This window comes from Candidatus Thiodictyon syntrophicum (assembly GCF_002813775.1).
Lineage (GTDB): Bacteria > Pseudomonadota > Gammaproteobacteria > Chromatiales > Chromatiaceae > Thiodictyon > Thiodictyon syntrophicum.
Genome location: NZ_CP020370.1, coordinates 3,499,326 through 3,521,129 on the forward strand (window position 1 = coordinate 3,499,326; position 21,804 = coordinate 3,521,129).

Here is a 21,804-nt window from a genome sequence, read left to right on the forward strand (position 1 = left end):
GCACGGCAGTGTGCGAGGTCGCGTCGCGGCTGAAGCCGCTCCCACGGGGGGTCAAACGGCCGGAGTCCAAGGCTTCAGCCTTGGCGCCCGCTCCAAGGCGTAAGCCTGGGACTCCGGCAAGGAACCCGAGCGGCGCGGCCTCAGCCGGTCATGCCGAAGAACCAGGCCCGATGGTCCATGCGGGCGGTCTGCTTGGCACGGCTGTGGGCGATGCGGCCCCGGTCGAGTGCGTGCAGGCAGGGGCCTACCGGGTGCTTGAGTGAGCGGAAACCGCGCAGATCCGCGCTGGTGCGGATACCGGCTGAGGTCTGTACCCTGATCATGTTGTGATACCTCTAACGATGAAGAACGGCCTTGGATACGGCCGGGACCGGGGGAGGGCATACCACACCCCGCGGCGTCCGACCACACCCGATAGCATACGCCATCGGGGCGCGAATGCTGTGATCCGATGCCGGGCAGGGGTGCGATCAGAACTGATGCCGTGACCGAGATCCCGGGCACGCCGTCCGGGTCGTTGTCGTTGTCGTTGTCGTTGTCGTGATCGGATTGTTCGATTTCGACAACGACAACGACAACGATGCCCGGTTCCTGAGAAGCTCCGGTCGCTGTAGGGTACGCATCGCGTGCCCGGCCCCAGAGGCTGCCGTGGCTCGGTGGGTAAGCGTCGCTGCGCGACCTTTACCGTAGCGGCTCAGTCCCCATCCGCCGCCTGGTCACGAAATTGCAGCGAGGCGAGCCGCGCATAGAGCCCACCCTGGCCCATCAGGTCCTCGTGGGTGCCGCTCGCGACCAGGTGCCCGTGTTCCAGGACCAGGATGCGGTCGACCTTGCGCACCGTGGCCAGGCGGTGGGCGATGACGATGCTGGTGCGGCCCTTCATCAATTCCTCCAGGGCGAGTTGCACCAGCCGCTCGCTCTCGGCGTCCAGGGCGCTGGTCGCCTCGTCCAGCAGCAGCAGGGCGGGGTCGCGCAGGATGGCGCGGGCGATGGCGATGCGCTGGCGCTGGCCGCCCGACAGCCGTACCCCGCGCTCGCCCAGGAAGGTATCGAACCCCTGCGGCAGGCGGTCCAGGAACTCGGTGGCGTGGGCGGCCTGCGCGGCGTCGCGCACCTGTGCATCGGTCACCCCGGTCAGGCCATAGCGGATGTTCTCCCAGGCGTCGGCACCGAAGATCACCGGGTCTTGCGGAACCACGGCGATGTTCCCGCGCAGTTGCCGCGGGTCCAGGTCGCGCAGGTCGATGCCGTCGAAACGGATGGCGCCCCGTTGCGGGTCATAGAAGCGCAGCAGCAGTTGGAACAGGGTGGTCTTGCCGGCACCCGAGGGGCCGACCAGTGCGACCTTCTCGCCCGGTTCGATCACCAGCGCCAGGTCACTGAGGACCGGGATCTCGGGATGGGCGGGGTAGGCGAAGCCGAGGTCCTGGAATTGGATCTGACCGCGTACCGGCTCGGGCAGGGGCAGCGGGTGCGCGGGCGGGCTGATCAGGGTCGGCGTGGCGAGCAGTTCCATCAGCCGCTCGCTGGCCCCGGCCCCGCGCAGCAGTTCGCCGACGATCTCGCTTAAGCTGCCCACGGAACTGGCGACCAGCACCGCATAGAACAGAAAGGCGGACAGCTCCCCGCCGGTGAGACGCCCCGCCAGCACCTCGCGGCCCCCGACCCACAGGACCACGCCGATGGCGCCGAAGGTCAGGGCCGTGGCGATGGACCCCAGGGCCGCGCTCAGCCGGGCGCGGCGCCGCGCGGTCTCGAAGGCGGCCTCCACCCGCTCCCCGTAGCGCGCCCGGTCGATCGCCTCGTGGCAGAACGACTGGACGGTGCGGATGGCGTGCAGCACCTCGTCCACATAGGCCCCGACATCGGCGATGCGGTCCTGGCTGGCGCGCGCCAGGCGCCGCAGCCGGTAGCCGATCAGCCACAGCGGCAGGACCACGACCGGCACGCCCAGCAGCACCAGGCCGGTCAGGTGGGGGCTGGTCAGGGCCAGCATGATGAGGCCCCCGAGCACCAGCAGCGAGGTGCGCAGGGCCATCGCCAGGGTCGAGCCCACCACCGTCTGGAGCAGCGTCGTGTCCGAGGTCAGGCGCGAGATGATTTCACCGGTGCGGGTGGTCTCGAAGAAGCCCACGTCCAGGCCCAGGACCCGGCTGAAGACCGCCGTACGCACGTCGGCGACGACCCGCTCACCGATCCAGGCGAGCAGATAGGAGCGCATCAGGATGGCCCCGGCCATCGCCAGGACCACCACCAGGAACAGCAGGAGCGAGCGGTTGAGCGCGGCCTCCGACCCGGTCTTGAGCCCGGAGTCGACCACCTCCCGGATCACCTGCCCGAAGGCGAGCACTGCCCCCGCCGCGACCATCAGGGCCAGGGCGGCGAGCAGCACACGCCCCAGGTAGGGCCGCACGAACCCGAGCAGCCGCAGCAGCGGTCCCAGGTTGCGGGTGGTCGGGCGTTGGGAGGGTGGAGGCGGGGTAGGGCGCATTAAGTTCTCGGCTTAACCTCAGGAAAAGAATCTGTCCGCAAATGAACGCAAATAAGAAATAAATCTGAAATCCACAGATGAACACAGATGAACACAGATGTTCTTCAAATTGTCATACGCTTATCGCTGATGCCGCAATCACCGGCAAGATGAGTTCCGGCCACGCGTAAGTCAATGAATAATTTGTTTTCATCTGTGTTCATCTGTGTTCATCTGTGGACAAATCTTCTTTATCTGCCTCAGATATCCGACGCCGCCGCGGGCTCCCGCGGTACCGCCTTACGCCGCACCTTGCGGGGCTTGAGATCCGCCGGCGGCCCGCCCGCAGCGCGGCCCCGCGGCGGCTTGGCGGGACGCCCCGGCGCGCCGTCCGAGATCGCCAGCAACAGCCCGCTGGCCGCAAAGGCGGTGAGCAGGCTGGCGCCGCCGTGGCTGATGAAGGGCAGGGTGGTGCCGGTCAACGGGATCGACTTGGTGACGCCGCCGATATTGAGCAGCGTCTGCACGGCCAGCACGGTGGTGAGCCCGGCCGCGAGCAGCCGGCCGAAGAGGGGGCGCCCCGGACCGGCGAGCGCGATCCCGCGGCTCAACAGGATCAGGAAGAAGAGCACCAGCACCACGCAGCCGAGAAACCCCAGTTCCTCCCCGATCACCGAATAGATGAAGTCGGCGGCGGCGATCGGCGTGTACTCGGGGCTGCCGATGCCGAAGCCCTCGCCCCAGAGCCCCCCGGCGTACATGCCGGAGAGGCCCTGGAGGATCTGCCAGCCCTCGCCGGTCGGGTCCTGGAAGGGGTCCAGCCAGGCGTCGAGGCGGCGCTGTCCGTGCTCGAAGACGGTCAGCAGCAGGGCCCCCAGCCCGGCCCCGGCCAGGAGTCCGTACACCAGATAGCCGATCCGCCCGGTGCCGCTCGCCAGCACCACCAGGCCGGCCAGGCCCAGGATCAGCATCATCCCCAGGTCCCGTTGCAGCGCCAGGAGCCCGATCAGCACCGCAAAGAAGGCGAGCAGCGGCCAGAGGGCGCGCCAGGGCGGCAGCGGCAGGCGCGGGTGCCAGCGCGCCAGCGCCTGTCCCTGACGTTCCAGGTAGGCGGCCAGGGCCAGGGGGATCGTGACCTTCAGCACCTCGGTCGGTGTCGTGAAGCCCAGGGCGTAGACGGCGCCGCGAAAGCGCTGTCCGGTCAGGAGCAACACGACGACCAGGACCAGCGAGAGCCCGGCCCAGACCCACAGGCCCCGGGCCAGCACCCGGTAACGCCCGTTGGCGAAGGCCAGGGCGCCGACCGTCATGACGAGGAATCCCGCCGGTACCAGTCCCAAGGTCAGGGCCCCGGGGCCATTATGAAAGTCCCCCATCCGATATTGGGCCAGCAGGCCGAAGCCGGAGAGGAAGGCGACCGTCGCCGTCAGGACCTGGTCGCCGCGAAAACCAGCGGCGACCAGGGACAGATGCACCCCGGCCAGCGCGAGCGCGTAGAGCGCCAGCGGCAGCAGGTCCAGGGCGCCGAGTTGCCGCCCCGACGCCGCGTCCGCCCCCAGGATCAGCACGAACCCCAGGGCCATGCAGCCCAGACAGCCCAGCAGCAGTTCACGCTCGGCCCGGCGCCGGAGCCAGGCCGCGGCGAAGCCGGTGTCGGCGGACGCGGCGCTCAAGGTCCCGCCCCCAGTTCCAGGGCCTTCACCAGCAGGTCGCGGGCGATGGGCGCCGCCACGCTCGACCCGAAGCCGCCGTGCTCCACCAGCACCGCCACCGCGAGCTTGGGGTCCGCGGCCGGCGCAAAACCGATGAACCAGCTATGGGCCGCCCCGCGCGGGTTCTCCGCGGTGCCGGTCTTGCCGGCGATGGCCAGTCCCGCGTCATTGATGCCGCGGCCGGTCCCCTGCGTGACCACCTTGCGCATCATTCCCGCCAGACGGGCGGCGGTCGGCGCTGTCATGTATTGGCCCAGGGGTGCGGCGGGTTCCTGCACGAGCAGGCGCGGGCGCATGGCGAGCCCCCGGTTGGCCACCGCCGCGGCGATGGTCGCCAGGTGCGTGGGGGAGGCGAGCACCCGCCCCTGGCCGATGGACGCCTGGGCCAGCCCGTACTGATCCGAGGCGGCCAGGCGCGGCAGGCGTCCGGTACTCAGGCTCCCGTACCGGTCGGTCCCCGGATAGAGCCGCACCTGGCGGTCGAAGGCGAAGCGCTCCCCGGTGCGGGCAAAGGCGTCCCGGCCGTAGCGCACCCCGAGTTGGGCGAAGAACACATTGGACGACTCGGCAAAGGCGGTCGTCAGGTCCAGATTGCCGAAGCCGGCCCAGGCACGCCCGGCCTTCTGGGCGCTGTAATAGTCGTGGTCGCGGATCGGCGGGTAGCGGCGCGAGGTGGTAAAGCCCCCCGCCGGGCAGTGCAGGGTGCCGCTGAAGCCGGCCTCGATCGCCTGCGCGGCCATCACTATCTTGAACACCGAGCCGGGCGGATAGAGCCCCTGGGTCGCCCGGTTCAGGAGCGGCGTGCCCGGCGCCGGCCCGCGGAACAGCTCCGGCCCCAGGCGGTTGGGGTCGAAGGCCGGGCTGGTCGCCAGCACCAGCACCGCGCCGTCCTGGGGCCGCAGCAGCACCACGGCCCCCCGGCGCTCGCCCAACTGCTGCAAGGCCAGCAGTTGCAGGTCGCTGTCGAGCGTCAGCGTCAGGTCCTGACCGCGCGGCTGCTTGGTCTTGGTCAGCAGTTGCCGGCCCAGTTCACCCCAGGACGCCAGCGTCTGCGGTGTGGCCCCGTTGAGCTGGGCGTTGGCCGCCGCCTCGGCCCCGATCGCCCCGAACCGCGGATCACTGTAGCCCACCGTGTGGGCGAAGGCCGGACCGAAGGGATAGACCCGCCGGACCCGCCCCTCGATCTCCCGGCTCTGCGCCAGCACCCGGCCGCGCCGGTCGAGGATGCGCCCGCGCAGGATGCGGTGGGCCGGGTTGAACTCGCGCCGGTCGTGCGACTGCATGAAGGCGACGAACCGCGGCCGAAAGAGCCCGGTCAACTGCCAACTCGCCTGGTAGCCCAGCACCGCCAGGAAGGCCGCCGCCAGGACCAGCAGCGGCCACGGGAACCAGCCGCCCGCGCCCACCGCCGACCGTGGCTCGGTGAGGCGCAGCCAGGCCCAGGCGCGCCACAGGACCACACAGGCGGCGAGAAAAAAGGCCAGGTGCAGGACCAGGCGCAGCGCCGGCCAGGCGGCGGAACCGACCAGGGAACCGAAGAGGTGCAGCGGATCGACAGCGGTCACCCTGGGGGCGGTCCTGGTTGGGGAGGAGACGGCCATTATCCAGGAAAATGCGGCGGGGCGTCCCGTTCCGACAGGTCGGCGGTCCGCGCGGCCCCCGCGCCCGTAGGGTCCGCTGTGCGGACCAGCGACCTACCGCCCAGCAGGTGGCCGGAGTTATGATCGAGACCGCCGCTTGACGTCCGGGGCGCGCCCGACTCCGGCCCACGATATCCAGCACCTTCGCCAACTGGCGGCCCGACCCTGAGACCAGCCGATGCACGCACCCGCACGTCCCTGCCCCAGCCTCTACGACCAGCTCGAAGCCTTACCCCAAGGGTTGACGGGGGAGATCCTCGACGGCCGACTCTATGTCCATCCGCGCCCGAGCGGGCCCCATGGGTTTACCTCCTCGGCGCTCGGCTACGACTTGATCGGACCCTTCCAACGGGGGCGCGACGGCCCCGGCGGCTGGTGGATCATCGACGAACCGGAACTGCACTTCATCCGCAACGCCGAGGTCGATGTCCCCGACCTGGCCGGTTGGCGACGCGAACGGATGCCGCTTATTCCGCAGGAACACCGCTATACCGTGGTCCCCGATTGGGTGTGCGAGGTCCTGTCGAAGTCGAGCGCGGACACCGACCGGAATGTGAAGATGCCGATCTACGCGCGCTTCGGCGTGGCCTATGCCTGGTTGATCGATCCGCAGGCGCACACCCTGGAGGCCTATGCCCTGGAAGCCGGCGCCTGGCGCGCGCTCGGGCGCTTCGCCGGCGCCGCGCCGGTCTGCGTCGCACCCTTCAATGCCGTGACCATCCAATTGGACGATCTGTGGGCGCCGACGGCATAGCGACTGGGAGTGAGTTTTCACTCAACCTCAAGGGTGGGAGCGGCTTTAGCCGCGACCAGCCTCGATCAGAATCCCGGCCTATCAGCCAACGGTGAGGTCTGCGGTCCGCACAGCGGACCCTAGGGCCCCGCGCCCGTAGGGTCCGCTGTGCGGACCAGCGACCTCCCGTTTAGCAGGATGGCCAGCGAGCTTAATGCATGTGGCAATTCGGATGAACAATCTTTACGAGGCCGATTTCGCGCAATGGGCACAAGAACAGGCCGAGCTGTGCCGCCAAGGCCGCTATAGCGAATTGGATGTCGAGCATCTGTCGGAGGAACTGGAAGGCATGAGCGCGCGTGAACGCCGCGAACTCGTCAGCCGCCTGGGCATTCTGCTGGCGCATCTGCTGAAATGGCAGTACCAGCCGCAGCGACGCGGCAACCGTTGGCGTCTGACCATCAAGATTCAGCGGTTCGATGTTGCAGCGCTGCTACACCAGAACCCCAGTCTGCGGGCACGCTTTGAAGAGTTCCTGAGCGATGCCTATGCGCGAGCCATCCTGCAGGCCGCTGGTGAAACCGGCCTGGACGAAAACGTATTTCCTGAGGCTTGTCCCTTTTCCGCCGGGCAGGTGCTTGGCGATCATTGGCCGGACGCGGTTTCCTAGAAGAATCATCGCTTGGGGTTGGATCACCGCCGCCGCGGGGTCGCGGCGGCGGCTGGGCCTTACTCGCAGAGGCCGTGGGGGTTGGAGGCGGTGGCGCCGACCATCAGGCCGACGGGGTTGCCACTGATGTCGGTGCTGGACTGCCAGAAGGTCGCATTGCCCGGCGACGGTGTGGTGGCGCTCGTGTCGATGGCGGGGCCGCCCAGGTAGTTCGGGATGCAGGCGCAGCCGATGTCGAACTCCGCCCCGTTGCCGTCGTCGCTCGCGGGTGCCTTGGTCAGCGCGACGATCACGCCGCCGGTGGCCTCAAGGTCGTTGGTACACAGGGAGTAGGGCATCGCGGGCGGCCCTTGCTCACATCCGAGCACGCCGACGGCCTTCTCGGCGGTCTGCCCCCCCATCGGATACAGGTACAGGTTCGCGGCGGAGCCCTCGGCACAGGTCGTAAGATCGAGACTGAGCCCGCTAACGGCATTGCTGAACGTCCGGTTGGTTGGGGCCGCGCTGGTGCCCGAGGAGTTGTCGTAACCCTGGTAGCCGGTCACCGTGAGCAAGCCCGTGCTGGCGTCGTAGCCGATATGCTCGGCGGCCGGTGGCGCAAAGCCGATACCGTGGTTCGGCGGGATCGCACTCGCCAGCACAAGGTTCACCGCTGGTCTGGCCGCCGGGGCGATGCCGCCAGCGCCGCCGACCAGCCTGCCGCCGCCCGTATCGCAGGATAGGGCGCCTTCCATCGTGTCGAAGCCGGTGGGGGTGGCGGTGATCACTACCGTAGCCCCGGCTAAACACTGCTTGGTGTCAAGGGTTTGCGGGCCATTGTCGAACGCCTGGCCGTAGGCTCCCCAAGTACCTCCGTTTGGAGACGGTCCTGACCCGATCCAGATGCCGTTGACGGTGACGACCCCCGTTGTGGCGTTGTAGGCCCATTGGCCGACTGTAGCAGTGCCGCCCGTAACGTACTGTGGGACTTGGACCGGCGGCTTCGCCCATTCGGTTACGCTCCAGTCACCCGCCTGCTCCAGGTCCAGGTTTGGTGCATAGAGGGACGGCGTCGATACCCCAGTGCCACTCACTGAATAGCCCGCGACGGCTATCATCCCGGTGTCCTGCGCAAAGCCGGGGTTGACCTGGCCCACGTGGTTTACGCCGACCCGGTTTATGATCTGTGTGGGTGGTAGGAAGGCGGAGACCGGGGAGCCTACCTGCGGGTAACCACTCTGTGCGCTGACGTCGGCTCCAGTCAGGATCGCGCTCCAGATGTTGAGTTGGGAGTTGCTGTAGGATTGCGGATACAGGCTCAGCACGTTGTCGTAGGTCGGTGCCGTCCCGGATTTCGGGCCGCAGCCCAGATCCTTGGCGAACAGATTGCTGCTGAGGGTGATGTTGCTGCAGGTGGTTGCAGTGTGGAGCGAGTAGTTCGAGTACAGCGCAAGGCCGCTCGGATTACCCAGGCCCATTTGGTTGTTGATCTCGGCCTGCAGGAAGCTGTTGTTCAGGAGCATTCCGAACAGGTTCGACGCCGTATAGGTCATGTTGCTCGACGGGGGAGCGTTCTGGGAGACGGGCGCGGGCTCGCTTACCGTGTTTGTGAAGCCTGTGTCGATGGCAGATACCGCCATCTTGGCGAGGCCGCCAAACGCTTCGTTGGAAACGGTGCCGGTAACCACCTTGGCCGCTGCGCCTGTTACGCCATACAAACCTGGGACGGCCATGCCAATTGCCTTGAGCATCGTTCTGTCGATAACGTCAAACACGTGGCCCCAAATAGATTCCTTCTCGATCGGCTTGCTCGCCGCTTCGTTCATCGCGTTGATGGCAGTGACCGCATTGGCCGGCGAGTCCATGAGCCAGCGCGCGTACTTGCTGGAGGTGGAGGAGGCAACGAAGACGCCGTCCGCGCCGGCTGGTGCGATGCGGTCCCTGATGTCATCGAGGTCCTGGGTGCTCAGGCTGTCGTTGCTCAGGCCGTAACCGATGTCGGTGACCAGATGCCAGAGCATCTTGGCGGCGTAACTGTTGATCAGGAAGGGGTCGCCGATGGCGAGCGTGAAGTGGCCGCCATAGATCGGCGCCGCGGTCTGACTGCCGGACTTGGGGTTGCTCACGACATACGCGGACAGGTTCACCGGATACATCGGAAGGTTCACGGTGTCGACTGCGAGTCCTTGGGGGTTGAGGTTATTCAACCCCATCCAAAGTCCCCCGGTCGCGACATAGCCGGAATCAGTATGGCTGATGTTGAAGTTGAGAGAGTTGGCGGTAAAACCGGGTGCCAGGGGGTTCTTGTCCTGGGTGCTCACACCGCTGACGGGGCTTGTCACCTGATCGCTTGAGACCAATCCCGTCGGCTCGATGTCGGCGTTGAACCAGAGTCCTTTCTTTGTCCCGCAGTACGGGTAGGCTTCGGCACTGCTGCCATCGCCGTTTACGCCCGAGATGAACATGTTCGACGCCGAGGCGAGCGCAGAAAGCACGATTAGGTTTCCGCTGTCCGACGAGTAGAGTTGCCAACTGTCGCCCAGCGCCGCCGGGTTCAAGTGCGAGCTGAATGAGCTGCTGTACTCGATCTGAGTGCCGGAGTTGCTGGTGCCAGGTGGCAACGTAAACGCGCTGTTGGGAATGACCGGGTCACCATCCTCGTTGTAGAAGACGTAGTTGTCCTTCACCTGGTCGGATGGCTTGTTGCAGCTCCCCCCCGAGATGTTTACGTTGTTGAAGAACCCAACGTAACCGCTTGCGTTTCCCCAACCGGTAACCTCGGACGGATTCCAGTGCCCGGCAGGATTGGCGTCGCCACCAAAGGGTATCATCTCGTACGAGCTGTCGCTGAGGTTAAAGAATTGATAAGACAGGGCGCCGGTCTTCGGCTGATACTCGTAGCCCCAGGCGACCGGGGCCGCGGCGAGCAGGACGAGGGCGGTGATGGTGCGGTTCATCGTTACTTACCCCGCAGGTTGAAGCTGGCGTTGCGGACGACGACGGGGCTGTTGATGGCGTGCCCCGCCATGCCGGTCTTGGTGTGGAGGTTGTCGAGCCCGAAGTAGGTGCCGGCGTTGAGGCGGAAGCCGGTCAGGGTGCCGGCTGGGTCGAATTGACACTGCGACAGCAACAGCCGCGGCGGGATGCCTTCAACGTGGAGCGAGACGCCGCAGTCGGCGCCGCTGCCGACCTTGAACGGGAACACGAAATGGAAGCCGGGCGGCCCTGAGAGCACCAGCCCGCTGACGCGCGCAGAGCTTGGCATGTGGATGCCCTGGTAGGACTGGAAGCGCGGCAAGATGCCGATGGAGGTGACGTTGAAGAGTTGCGGGTCCACGGAGGTCAGCGCGGCCCCGCCGGAGCGATAGGTGTAGGTGTTGGCGGGGGTCAGTGGGCTTTCGACCGCGGTGCCGGTGCGTAGCGTGAGCCCCTCGCCCGGGCCGGCGAAGAACGCCACGCCGCCGCGCTCGCAGGTGGGTGGGTCTTCCTCAGCGGAGGCGACCAGGGTGGCCTGGTAGAGGCCGGGCAGCAGGGCATGCACGCCGGCGTTGCCGATCTCGGCCTCGCAGCCGGCGCCGTCGATGCCATCGGTACTCTGCCAGTGTTGGAGCTTGATCAAGCGACCGGGGCCATTCTGAAACTTGACCGTCGTGGTCTGGACGGTCGTGATCTTGCCCGCGGTGACGGTGAAATAGTGGGGGCGATAGCGGTCCAGGCCACTCTGCTGGTAGAGGATGTAGTCGCCGGGCGCCAGCGCGATGTTGGTGTTGAGCGGCACCGGGGGGTCATCCTCGGCGGGGGCGCCGGCACCGACCCGGAAGTCGCCAATGGCCGCGGGCCGGGTGGCGCCGAGCAGGCACAGGCCGGTGACGGCCGCGCCCGCGCAGGCGGTCGGATAGGTGGCGAGGAACTGGTCGGCGAAGACGCGGGACTCGGCCGCGGCGCCCGGCGCGAAGCCGGCCAGACCGAGCGCGACCAGCAACGCGCCGGCGGCCGGCGCGGTTGTCAACGCGGTGTTCGGTTTCATCGGATGATTCTCTTGGCTGAGGTTGCGAGTGTTCATGCGGAGCCCCCTACCCGCTGCCGACGGAGCCCGAGCAGGCCCGCGGCCAGTAGCGCAAGGGTCGCGGGGACGGGCACGTCGCCGTGGTGCACGGCCCAGGCGACGAAGAGCGAATCGTCCTGATAGGCGAGCTGGCTGCCGTCGTAGAAGTCGAAGCTCCAGGCGTAGCCGGGGTTGGCGTCGTCGGGCGTGGCGGTCCAGTAAAGGACGTCGCCGAGGTTCAGGAACAGGTCGAAGGAGGCGTTGTGGCTGGCGGTGATGGGGGTACCATAGGTGCCGCCCAGGCCGGTGTAGAACAGGCTGCCCAGCTCCGCGGTCGGGCACGCGTCGCCGGCGCAGGTCGGGTCCGCCGTCGGCAGGCGCCAGCCCTCGGCACCGGCAAAGATCAGGGCCTCGGCCCAGGCCTTGGCGTCGGCCCAGTCGAACAGGCCGCCGTCGGCGCCCGCGCTGCCGCCGCCGGCGCTGTACTGGGTGGCCGCGTAGTTGGCATCGGCGAGCCAGGTGAGGTTCTGGTCGCTGTCGTAGACGAGGCCGCCGGGGCGGGCGAACAGGCCGGCCTCGGCGGCGCCGGTGAAGCTCAGCGCCGCGAGCAGCACCGCCGGGAGAACAGGTTTGTGCATCGAATACCTCCGCTGGTGAACGCGGCGGGCCACGGACCGGGCCGAACCCGCGACAGACCGCAGGTTTGAGGATAGGGGAGAAGCCCGCGGGCGATGCTCTCAAATGCTCTCAAAACGAGAGCAAAGGAGCGGCGGGTGCGCACCGGCGCGGTGGGTGGCAGCCTGAGACCGGTCGCGGCGGCGGCCGGCGGGTCAGGGTGCCGTGGCGTCGGGGTCGGCGGGGGGCGGCACGAGGGGCAGGCGCAGCAGGAACACCGCGCCCTGTGGCTGATGGTCCTGCACCAGCAGATCGCCGCCGTGCAGACGCGCGATGCGCCGGGCGATGGACAGCCCGAGGCCGCTGCTGCGGCTGCCTGCGCCGTGTTCGAAGCGCTCGAAGATGCGCGCCTTGTCGGCGTCCGCGACGCCGACGCCGGTATCGGCCACGGCCAGCTCCAGCAGGGCGCCGTCCCGGCGCAGCCGCAGTTGCGGCGGCTGCTCGCCGGCACCGTGGACCAGGGCGTTGTCGATCAGGTTCTGCAGCAGGATGCGCAGCAGGTCGGTGTCTGCCGGCAGCGGCGGCAGCCCTGACGGGACCACGCAGGGCACCGGCGGGGTGTAGGCGCCGGCGACCTCGGCGGCGAGGGCGCCCAGGTCCAGCGGCAGGCAGCGCAGCGTAAGACTCGGGGCGCTGAGCCGATCCCGACAGAGCAACACCGTGGCCAGGCGCGACAGGCGGCGGGCGGCCAGCGCGATGTTGTCGAGGCGGGTGGCGACCGCCGGGGGAATGTCGTCGCGCAGATAGCGCAGCGAGTCGAGCGAGGCCTGGATCATCGCCGCCGGGGTGCGGAACTCGTGCGAGGCCATCGACAGCAGATTGCGCTGCTCGGCCTCGGCGGCGGCGGTGCGGGCGTGGGCACGCGCCAGGCGCACGTCCTCCTGCTGCAAGGCGATCAGCAGGAAGCCATAGCCATTGAGCACGACGATGACGACGGCGGTGAGCCACAGCGCGGTGGTCGGCAGCGTCGGCGAGACCGGATCGAGCCCGCCGACCAGGGCGCCCCAGACGGCGCGGGCCAGGAACACCGCGGCGAGGATCAGGTTGGTCGTGCCGACCAGCCGCAGCAACAGGCTGGGATGGGGCTGGCGCAGCAGCACACCCCCCATCGCCGCGTACAGGCCGCCCATCGCGGACGAAAAGTACACCGGTGCCAGGCCCGGCGGCAGCCCGAGCGGGTGCCACGCCAGGCGGATCAGCAACAACAGGGCGGTGACCAGTGCCAGTGGGCGGCGCCAGCCCTGCGTCCCGAGCAACGCGGCGAAGGCGGCGAGTTCCAGCGCGCTGCCGGCGAGCATCAGCAGGTGGGACAGCGTCGGCAGCCCGGTGACCGGCAGCAGCGAACGCGCCCAGATCAGCAACAGCCCGATGCCGACCAGGGCGCGGCCCCACCACCAGAACGCCAGCGCCGGGTTGGGCTTGGGCGCGGTGGTGAAATACACTGTGGCCGCCGCGGCCAGCGCCAGGTCGGTCAACCCTAAAACCAGCGCAACCGTTGGGATGTCAATCATGCACGAACCTTCCACCGACATGTCGCGGGACCCGACCGCGACGATTGCGATCGTCGAGGACGAGCCCGTGCTGCGTACCGAGCTGGCGTTCCAGCTCGAACGCCAGGGCTTTGCCGTTGCGACGTTCGAGAACGCGGAGCAATTCTACCGGCACCTCGCGGTGCAGCCGGTGCAGATCGCGTTGCTCGATATCGGCCTTACCGGCGAGGATGGGTTGTCGATCTGCCGGCACCTGCGGTCGCACGATCCGCGCTTCGGCATTGTCTTTATGACCGCCCGCGCGATGCGCGATGATCGGCTCGCGGGACTGCAGGCCGGCGGCGACGCCTATCTGGTCAAACCGGTGGACCTGGACGAGCTGGTGCTGATCCTAAACCGATTGATCGAGCGCATCATGCCGCCGCCGCAGGCGCGCGTGGAGACCCGCAACGACTGGCGCCTGGAGCCGGACCGCGGCTTGCTGCTGAGCCCGGCGGGGCAGCGCCTGCACCTGTCCGCCGGTGAAATCCAGGTCCTGGGGGTGTTGCTGCGCGAAGGCGACCGGGCCTGTTCTCACGGCACGCTGGCCGTGGCCATGGGGCTGATGCCCCAGGAGTACAACAGGCACCGCGTGGAGGTGATCCTGAGTCGGTTGCGGGCGCGGGTGCTGCGCGAGACCGGACAGGCACTGCCGATCGTCGCGGTGCGTGGTTACGGCTACCGGTTCGGGTGTTGATGCCGCGTCGGCGTGGGCGCGTGAGCCGGATCAGACCGGGCGGAAGCCGTCCGCCGTGGAAGTCACCCGCGCGGTGATCGGCCCAACACCGTGCCTACTTGAAGGCACGGGCTCGATCGTCGTGATTGTCGCCGGCGGGTCACTGCCATTAAGTCAAACCGCAACGACTACTGGGAGCGCCGCACCCCAGTGCGGCGCGGCCTCCGCTCAACCCATGAAACCCAAATCGTCCGCGGCAAAGCGGGCGATGTTGGGGGCGACATAGTCGAGGCCGTCGGTACCGACGCCGAACCACAGGGCCAGGGTCGCGGCGACCTGGTCCACCGCGGTGGTGGGGATGAAGCGGCCCTGGTTGCCCATGTCGTCCGGGCCGCCGAGGGTCTGGTCCGGCATGGTTCCGTAGAGACCGCCCGCGACGGCCCCGCCGAGCACGAACTGGACGCCGCCCCAGGCGTGGTCGGTCCCCTGGTTGCCGTTCATGGCGAAGGTCCGGGCGAACTCCGAGGCGGTGAAGGTGGTGACCTGTTCGGCCATCCCGGCCGCCCCGGCGTGCTGGTGGAAGCTGGCCATGGCCTCGGCCAGGGTGCGCAGCAGGCCGGGGTGGCTGTCGTTCTGGTCGGAGTGGGTGTCGAAGCCGCCCATGGAGCAGAAGAAGGTCTGGCGCCGGATGCCGAGCGTCGGGGCCACCGCCATGACCTGGGCCACGGTCTGGAGCTGGCGCCCCAGATCGCTGTTCGGGAAACCGGGCGGCGGGGCCGTCCCGGCCAGGGCCTCGGCCAGCGCGGCGTTGCCGGCCAGGGCGCGCTCCTTGGTCTCGCCGTAGGCGCGGGCCAGGACGTGGGGGGAGGCATAGAGCGCGCGCAGGACCCCGCGGCGCAGCCGGGCCTCCAGATCGCCGCCCGCGTAGCGGCTGACGGGCAGGTCCAGGTTGCCCTGGTTGTCGACGGTGTAGGGCCGCACGCTTTGGCCGACCTGGATGAAGTTGCCGCCCGCGAGCGAGACGTTGGCGAAGGTGGAGAGCCCGCCGTTAGCGGCCTCGAAGAGGTCGGCGGCGCGGCCGTGCCAGCCGGTGTAGCCGGGCTCCTGCTCGAAGATGCCGCAGGTCTGGGTCTGGAACTGCTGATCGGAGTGCGACTCCAGGCTCGGCGGGCGCGGGACCGAGCCGTCGCGCAACTGCGCCTTGGTCAGGGGGGCGACCAGGGGGCCGACGTTGAAGGTGACGGCGAGTCGCCGTTCGGTCTCGAAGATGCCGTGCAGCGCGGACATTGCCGGATTGAGGCCGAAGCCCCGGCCCAGGGGGTCCTGGTGGGCCGGGTCGGTCAAGGGCAACAGGGCCGCCCGCGGGACCGCGAGCCCGCGGCGTGCCAGTGCATAGGTGTCGTAGCCGGCCGTATCGGCAGGGATCACACAGTTGTAGGAGTCGTTGCCGCCGAACAGGAAGATGCACACCATCGCCTTGTAGTCGGACGGCAGTTCGGCGGCGGCCGCGACCCGGCTCCAGTCGAGCAACCCCAGGGTGTAGCCGGCGCCGCCGAGACCGGCGACACCCCCGATGCTGCCCAGTTGCTCGAGGAAGCGACGCCGCGAGGCATTGATGAGGCTGGTCATGGCGCTTTACCTCTGGGTCTGGAATTCGGGTGAGGTGAGGATCAGATAGACCGCGCCCAGGGCGCGCTCCGTCTGCCGCTGGTCGCCGACCGCGCAGGTCCCGCCGCCGCCGCTGCCGAGGAGTTCGTCCTTGAGGGTCTGACGCAGGATTTCGCTCATGCGCCCGCCGAGGAACAGGAGATTCAGGTGGTCGGCCGCCTTGTCGCCGCCGGCGGCGGTGAAGGCGAGTTCCATGGTCAGGTCATAGTGCGCGGCGGCGCCCAGGGTCCAGTCGTCGATGACGGTGGCGGCCCCGATCACCTGCTTCTCGTCGATCGCCTCGAACTCCGGTGAATAGAGCCCCAGGTCCGCGATCTCGCCCGGGTGCTGATGATCGGGCTTGAAGAAGTTGAAGACCGAGGGCGCGGACAGGGGCACCTGGCCGAGCGGGGTGAGCTGGTCGAGCCGCAGCCGGATGGCGGCAGGATCAATCCCGAGCCCGCGCCAGAGCGCGGTGAGTGCGAGCAGCGGCTCGCGCACCTTGCCGTAGGCGGGGCCGGGCGAGGCCAGTTCGGGGTTGGCGGCGGCCAGGCCGTCGAGCGGGTCCGGCGTGCCGTCGCGGGCCTCCGGGTCCAGCAGCAGGGTCCGGAGCGTCTCGCCCAGGTTGCCGCCGCTGTCCGCGAAGGCCGCGGCCACCCGTCCGACATAGGCCGGGCTCGGGTTGCTGGTCACCAGCCGCTGGATCAGTTGGCGGGCGATGAAGGGCGGCAGGTTGGGGTGGGCGGCGATGTTGTCGAGCGCCTGTTCCAGGTCCGCGGCCCCGCCCTGCGCCGCCGGCAGCGACTCGCCGCCGAGCAGGGTCTTGGGCCCGTCCTCGTGCTGCGCCGGGTCGAGGACCAAGGGCCGCCGGTACTTATCGGCACCAGACTGGACGGCGAAGTCCCACCCGGTGAAGACCCGGGCGAACTGCATCACCTCGGCCTGGGTGTAGCTCGGGACCGGGTTGCCCTCGGCGTCCAGGACCCGGGTGCCGTCCGGCCCCAGTTGCCAGAGCCCGAGGGCGAAGAGCTGGAGGATCTCGCGGGCGAAGTTTTCGTCCGGGACCGTGCCCAGGACCGGATCGGCCTTGCGGTTGCCGGCCATGTTGAGGTACTGGCCCATGACCGGGTGCAGGGTGACCGCACCCAGCAGGTCGCGGTAGGTCCCGAAGGCCCCGCGCACCAGGAGGTCGTAATAATCGACCAGGCCGAGCTCGCCCTCGTTGGTGGCGAGCGCGGGCTGGGTGTCGGAGACCACGAGGATCTCCGAGAGCGCGAAGGCGACCCGCTGGCGGAGCTGGTCGGGCGCCGTCACCGCCCGGTCGAGCCAGGCGCGCACACGCAGTTCGCGGTTGCCGGGGGTTCCAGAGGCACCGCGCACGGTCGCGAGCGCGTCCGCATGGGTGGTCGGCGCGGCCCCGAGCTGGGCGTCGATCCAGGCCGTCTGGCCTTGCAGCATCACCTGGGCCAGGTCCGGCTTGGTCGGCCCGAAGGTCGCCTGGGTCAGCAGCCGCACGGCCTCGGCCGCACTGGTCCGCGGGGCGGCACCGGCGCCCACCTGCACCACCAACTCGCCCTGGCCGACACCGCCGCGGCGGTCGCTCAGGCTGTAGGTCACCCGGTCCTCGCCGACGAAGCCGAGCGGCGGGACATAGACCAGACGCCCGCCGGCCGCATCCGTGAGCACGGCACCCGTGGCACCGGCCGCGCCGGCGCCGGCGAGCACCAGGATGTCTCCATCCGGGTCGGTATCGTTACCCAGGACCGCGACCGCGACCGACTGACCGGCGCCGATGCCGGTGCCGGCCGTGTCGGTGCCGGCCACCGGGGCCCGATTGGCGGCCGGGTCGGTCGGCCCCTCCGGTGCCCCCGGGTCGCCGGGGTCGCCGTTGCCGGCGGGATCGAGCCGGAACAGGACCGCGGGCGTGACCGGGGTGCGGCCGAAGCGCGGACCGGCGTAGTGCACGCTGAGGGTGTCATCGCCGTCGCGCTCGAAGAAGTCCACCTGGATCTGATGCCGGCCGCGCTCCAGCCCGATGCGCCCGGAACGCTCGCGGGCACTGTGCAGGCCGTCGTTGTCGACCACCACCCGGCCGCCGATCGAGAGCCGGCTGCCGTCGTCCGAGGTGGTGTAGAAGCTGTAGTAACCGTACTCGGGGATGTCGATGTAGCCGCTGAAGCGGAAGGCGTAGCGGTCGTTGCGCCGCCGCGGCTCCAGGGTGAAGCCGGGGAGGGTGCCGGTCGCGACCGGGGTCAGGGACCCGAAGTCAGGCAGCACCTTGAAGGCACCCTCGTAATAGGCGTACTGGATACCGCCGACCAGGGCGCCGCGGGCGGCATCGGCGGGCTCCAGGGTCGGCAGGACGGCCGGGTCATAGACCAGGGCCGCGGCCGGGACCGGGACCCGTAGCCCGTCGGGGCCGCGCCAGGTAAGTTCCAGGACGGCGTCGCCCCAGCGTTCAAAATAGTCCACCCGCAGCGGGTGCCAGCCGGCGGCGAGCCCGATATTGCCGGCCCTGTCCTCGGCGCCGTGCAGCCCGTCGTGGTCCGTCACCAGCCGGTCGCCGATCCAGAGCCGACTGCCGTCGTCCGAACGCAGCCCCAGGTCGTAGAAGCCGTCGGCCGGGACCTGGACATACCCCTGGAAGGAGAAACCGAAGTTGTCGGCGGCGGCGGCGCGCTCCAGCCCGAGGGCGGTGACGGCCCCGAGTCCGACCGGGGTCAGGGCAGGGAAGTCCGGGAGTCGCGACCAGGCGCCCTCGTAGTAGCGGTAGGCGAGCCCGGAGCGGGCCCCGGCGGGCGGGGTCACGGCGGGCTCCAGGGCCGGCAACTGGCCGGCGGTGTGACTGAGATCGCCCGCCGCGAGCGGGGTACGCCGGCCCTGCGGGTCCTCGATCAGGAGTTCGAACGGCTGGTCGCCCCAGCCCTGGAAGTACTCGATGCGGATCGGCTGGGGTCCGGCCGCGAGCCCGAGCGCGCCGAAATAGGTCTGCCAGGAGCGGCCGGGGTTCTCGACCACCAGGGTGTCGCCGATGTAGAGCCGGGTCGCGCCGCCGGTGCGCAACTGGACGCGGTAGAAGCCGGGCTCACGGATATTCAGATAGCCGTCCAGGCGCAGGGCGAACTTGTAGTTGCGCCGGGCCGGGGCCAGGCTGGCCTGCGGCGTCACGCCGTGGGCGAGGGCCGTCAGGGCCCCGAAGTCCGGGAAGGCGCTGAAGGACCCTTCGTAATAGGCATAGGCGAGCCCCGGGAGCGTCGGCGCACCCGGGTCGGCGGGCGCGGCGAGCGGCGGCAACTGGTCCTGGGTATGGTGCAGGGCCGCGCTCTGGACCTCGACCTGAGCCCCATCCGGAGAGCGGTAGCCGACGCGCAGGATCTGGTCGCTGCCGCGGTCGAAATAGGCGACCCGGATGGGGTGCAGACCGGCCTTGAGACCAATGCTCCCGTAGGCGGTCCGCAGGGCGTGCTGGCCGTCGTTATCGACCACCAGGGTGTCGCCGATCCAGAGGCGGCTGCCGTCGTCCGAGGCGCTCTGGAAGCGGTAGAGACCGTCCTCGAAGACCTCGATGTAACCGCGATAGTCGAAGCCGAAGCGGTCCTCGCGCGCCCGCGGGGCCAGGTCGAAGCCGGCCGTCTCGCCATGGGCGCGCGGGGCCGTCGCCAGCATGGCGTCGAGGGTGCCGAAGTCGCCCTCGTGATAGGCATAGGCGAGCCCGCCTTTGAGCGGGGCCGCGGGCGCCGTCGGCGCACGCAGGGCCGGGAGCTGGTCGGCGGTGTGGAAGAGATCCGCGACCGGGACGGCGCCGGTCTCACCCGTCGGGGTGCGGTACTCGAGCGCGAGCACCGGGCTGCCCCAGCGCAGGAAATAGTCCGCGCGCACCGCGTGGAGCCCGGCCTTGAGTGCCACCGCCCCCATGGCCCGCCGCACCCCGCGCTCGCCGTCGTTGTCCACCACCAGGGTATCCCCGATCCACAGGCGGCTGCCGTCGTCCGAAGTGGTGTAGAAGCGGTAGATGCCGTCGGTCGGGACGCGCAGATACCCCTTGAAGCTGAACCCGAAGCGGTCTCCGCGGATCGCCTGCGTCAGATCGAATCCCGCTGCAACGCCTTGCGTCGCCGGGGTCAGGGTGTCGAAGTCCGGCAGGGCGCGCCAGTCGCCAAGGTAGTGACGGAAGGCGAGCCCGGGATTGGTCGCACCCGCGGGGAGGTCCGGCTCCTTGAGCGGCGGGAGCAGGTCGAGCGTATGGGTCAGGCGCTCCGCGGGGATCGCGGTGCGTGCGAGGTCCGGGCCGGACCAGTCGAGCACCAGCCGGTCCTCGCCGGTCTTCTGGAAGAAGGTCAGCGTGACGCGATGAGTCCCGGCGCGCAGCGCGGCCATGCCGGCGCGCTCACGCATGGCGTGCAGGCCGTCGTTGTCCACGACCTTGCGGTCACCGATGAAGAGCGCGGCACCGTCGTCCGAGCCCAGATGGAAGGTATAGACCCCGTCCTGCGGGACCTCCAGATAGCCCTGGAAGCGGAAGGCGTAGCGGTCATCGCGCAGGCGCTCGGTGAGCGTGAAGCCATCCGCGACCCCCTCGAAGAGCGGCGTCAGGCCGTCGAAGGCGGGGAGGGCGGACCAGTCGCCCTGGTGGTATTCGTAGGCGAGGCCGGCGTAGACGGCCCCGGTGGGTTGGTCCGGGTCGCGCGGCTCCGGGAGCAGGTCGGGGTCATAGGCGAGCGCGGCGGGCGCAATCGGCCTCAGGGTGCCGGCCGGGTCCCGATACCCGACGTCCAGCAGCCGCGAGCCGCCGCGCTGGAAGAACTCCACCCGCAGCGCATGGGTCCCGGGCGTCAGGGTGACATTACCCCAGCGGGTGGCGGCGCCGTGCAGCCCGTCGTTCGCCACGACCCGCTGGTCGTCGACGTAGAGCGCGCTGCCGTCGTCCGAGCGGGTGTAGAACCGGTACTGGCCGCCGACGGGGACCTCGATCCAACCCCGATAGCGCACCGCGAAGTCCTGCTGCGCGGGCACCGGGTCCAGGACCGGACCGGGGGCGATCCCGGTCCCGGCCGGGATCAGGGTCTCGAAGTCGGGGAGTTGGTTCCACTCACCCGTGTAAAGATCGAAGACCAGGCCCCCGGGTACCGCCGCCCGTGCGCCGGCCGCCGAGAGCGCCAGGACCAGGGCGAAGCCCAGGCCGCCCAACCACCGAGTCGATCCGGATCGCCGCACTGCCAGCCCTCCCCAAGAGTCTGGATGGAACCTATCGGCGGATTATGACTGAAATCGCGATCCATCGCCTGGCGCACAACTGCCTTGATCTGGAGCGCAGGCTCAAGGGCCAGGATCCGGACCATCGGCTCCGAGAGCCCCGCGACCTTTCCCAGCGGTCCGGCCAGGGTCGCCACCCGCTCCATCGGTCCCGCTAGCGCCCCGAGGCTGACCATCGGTACCTCGAGACTCGCGACCTGCGCCAAGGGCCCTGACAGGTCCGCGACCCGCACCAGCGGACCCGAGAGCTCCGCGACCTTCGCACGAATCCTTCGCTGCGCAACATGGCCGAGAGCCGACGGCGCTGTCCACGCCGCCGCTTGCAGGTTCTTCCCGGCGCCCGCCGACGGCCCCTCCCGCGGCGATGCCCCATCCGTATGCGTATCGGCAGGAAACCGAAGAGCGTATAGACCACAACGCGCCCACGCCACTCCCCGGCCTTCTTCAACACGACGATCAGGTCGACGGGGATCGCCAGACACAGGATCAGCAGGATCAGCAGGATCAGGAGGGCGGCAATGAGCACCAACATGCCGCCCCGGTCACTTGTCGGCGTTACTGAGCTTGCTCTCGACCAAGCGTGTATTCACCCAGGGTCACCGGATCGCCGACGACGCTCTTCGCGTGCAGCAGTGTCTCGATCCCGTCCAGTGCCGACTTGATCATGGCGTCGAGGTCTTGGGTCATAGTCCTGAACCGGTTGTTTACGATCGATGGAAAATTAAGTTCGCAGGGTGGATAAGCGTAGCGCATCCACCGGAAATTCGCTGCCTTC

The 21,804-nt window shown here is 69.1% G+C and carries 14 protein-coding genes; 3 read left to right on the plus strand and 11 right to left on the minus strand.

The genetic code is table 11. The features are described 5' to 3' along the window. Nucleotides 1-140 precede the first annotated feature (140 nt). The 4 genes from THSYN_RS14745 to THSYN_RS14760 all read right to left on the minus strand — a co-directional run bounded on the left by THSYN_RS14745 (nucleotide 141) and on the right by THSYN_RS14760 (nucleotide 5,747). Nucleotides 141-323: a hypothetical protein gene (locus THSYN_RS14745; RefSeq protein WP_100919812.1), complete on the minus strand. Its 183-nt coding sequence runs from the start codon at nucleotides 321-323 to the stop codon at nucleotides 141-143. 371 nt (nucleotides 324-694) lie between these two features. Next, nucleotides 695-2,491 (minus strand): ABC transporter transmembrane domain-containing protein, encoded by a 1,797-nt coding sequence (locus THSYN_RS14750; protein WP_100919813.1) that lies wholly within the window; start codon nucleotides 2,489-2,491, stop codon nucleotides 695-697. 239 nt (nucleotides 2,492-2,730) lie between these two features. After that, nucleotides 2,731-4,143 (minus strand): FtsW/RodA/SpoVE family cell cycle protein, encoded by a 1,413-nt coding sequence (locus THSYN_RS14755; RefSeq protein ID WP_100919814.1) that lies wholly within the window; start codon nucleotides 4,141-4,143, stop codon nucleotides 2,731-2,733. Beyond that, a complete protein-coding gene (locus tag THSYN_RS14760) occupies nucleotides 4,140-5,747 on the minus strand; it encodes a peptidoglycan D,D-transpeptidase FtsI family protein (RefSeq protein WP_100919815.1) in 1,608 nt (535 codons plus the stop codon). The genes THSYN_RS14755 and THSYN_RS14760 overlap by 4 nt, the downstream gene beginning before the upstream one ends. Before the next feature lie 253 nt (nucleotides 5,748-6,000). Between THSYN_RS14760 and THSYN_RS14765 the strand changes: the two genes are divergently transcribed. Together THSYN_RS14765 and THSYN_RS14770 are read left to right on the plus strand one after the other, a co-directional pair. After that, nucleotides 6,001-6,576 (plus strand): Uma2 family endonuclease, encoded by a 576-nt coding sequence (locus THSYN_RS14765; RefSeq protein ID WP_100919816.1) that lies wholly within the window; start codon nucleotides 6,001-6,003, stop codon nucleotides 6,574-6,576. A 211-nt stretch (nucleotides 6,577-6,787) separates the two neighbouring features. Then, nucleotides 6,788-7,225 (plus strand): DUF29 domain-containing protein, encoded by a 438-nt coding sequence (locus tag THSYN_RS14770; RefSeq protein WP_100919817.1) that lies wholly within the window; start codon nucleotides 6,788-6,790, stop codon nucleotides 7,223-7,225. A 59-nt stretch (nucleotides 7,226-7,284) separates the two neighbouring features. On the opposite strand, the gene THSYN_RS14775 is transcribed toward THSYN_RS14770, so the two are convergent. The 4 genes from THSYN_RS14775 to THSYN_RS34895 all read right to left on the minus strand — a co-directional run bounded on the left by THSYN_RS14775 (nucleotide 7,285) and on the right by THSYN_RS34895 (nucleotide 13,435). Continuing rightward, a complete protein-coding gene (locus tag THSYN_RS14775) occupies nucleotides 7,285-10,161 on the minus strand; it encodes a hypothetical protein (protein WP_100919818.1) in 2,877 nt (958 codons plus the stop codon). A gap of 2 nt (nucleotides 10,162-10,163) precedes the next feature. Then, nucleotides 10,164-11,231, minus strand: a complete 1,068-nt coding sequence (locus THSYN_RS14780; protein WP_100919819.1) for a hypothetical protein — start codon at nucleotides 11,229-11,231, stop codon at nucleotides 10,164-10,166. A 32-nt stretch (nucleotides 11,232-11,263) separates the two neighbouring features. Continuing rightward, the gene (locus tag THSYN_RS14785; protein ID WP_100919820.1) at nucleotides 11,264-11,887 is read right to left on the minus strand and encodes an Lcl C-terminal domain-containing protein; all 624 of its coding nucleotides are present in this window, start codon (nucleotides 11,885-11,887) and stop codon (nucleotides 11,264-11,266) included. 192 nt (nucleotides 11,888-12,079) lie between these two features. Next, nucleotides 12,080-13,435: a sensor histidine kinase gene (locus tag THSYN_RS34895; protein WP_172965288.1), complete on the minus strand. Its 1,356-nt coding sequence runs from the start codon at nucleotides 13,433-13,435 to the stop codon at nucleotides 12,080-12,082. Between THSYN_RS34895 and THSYN_RS34900 the strand changes: the two genes are divergently transcribed. Beyond that, on the plus strand, nucleotides 13,434-14,150 hold the full coding sequence (locus THSYN_RS34900; protein WP_172965289.1) for a response regulator transcription factor: 717 nt from the start codon (nucleotides 13,434-13,436) through the stop codon (nucleotides 14,148-14,150). The genes THSYN_RS34895 and THSYN_RS34900 overlap by 2 nt on opposite strands. A gap of 207 nt (nucleotides 14,151-14,357) precedes the next feature. On the opposite strand, the gene THSYN_RS14805 is transcribed toward THSYN_RS34900, so the two are convergent. The 3 genes from THSYN_RS14805 to THSYN_RS36680 form a co-directional block, all read right to left on the minus strand. Beyond that, the gene (locus THSYN_RS14805; RefSeq protein WP_100919823.1) at nucleotides 14,358-15,758 is read right to left on the minus strand and encodes a DUF1501 domain-containing protein; all 1,401 of its coding nucleotides are present in this window, start codon (nucleotides 15,756-15,758) and stop codon (nucleotides 14,358-14,360) included. Nucleotides 15,759-15,764: 6 nt separating this feature from the next. Next, complete coding sequence (locus tag THSYN_RS35340) at nucleotides 15,765-20,963, minus strand: DUF1800 family protein (protein ID WP_157817686.1); 5,199 nt, start codon at nucleotides 20,961-20,963, stop codon at nucleotides 15,765-15,767. 621 nt (nucleotides 20,964-21,584) lie between these two features. After that, nucleotides 21,585-21,716, minus strand: a complete 132-nt coding sequence (locus THSYN_RS36680) for a hypothetical protein (protein ID WP_257791183.1) — start codon at nucleotides 21,714-21,716, stop codon at nucleotides 21,585-21,587. Nucleotides 21,717-21,804 lie beyond the last annotated feature (88 nt).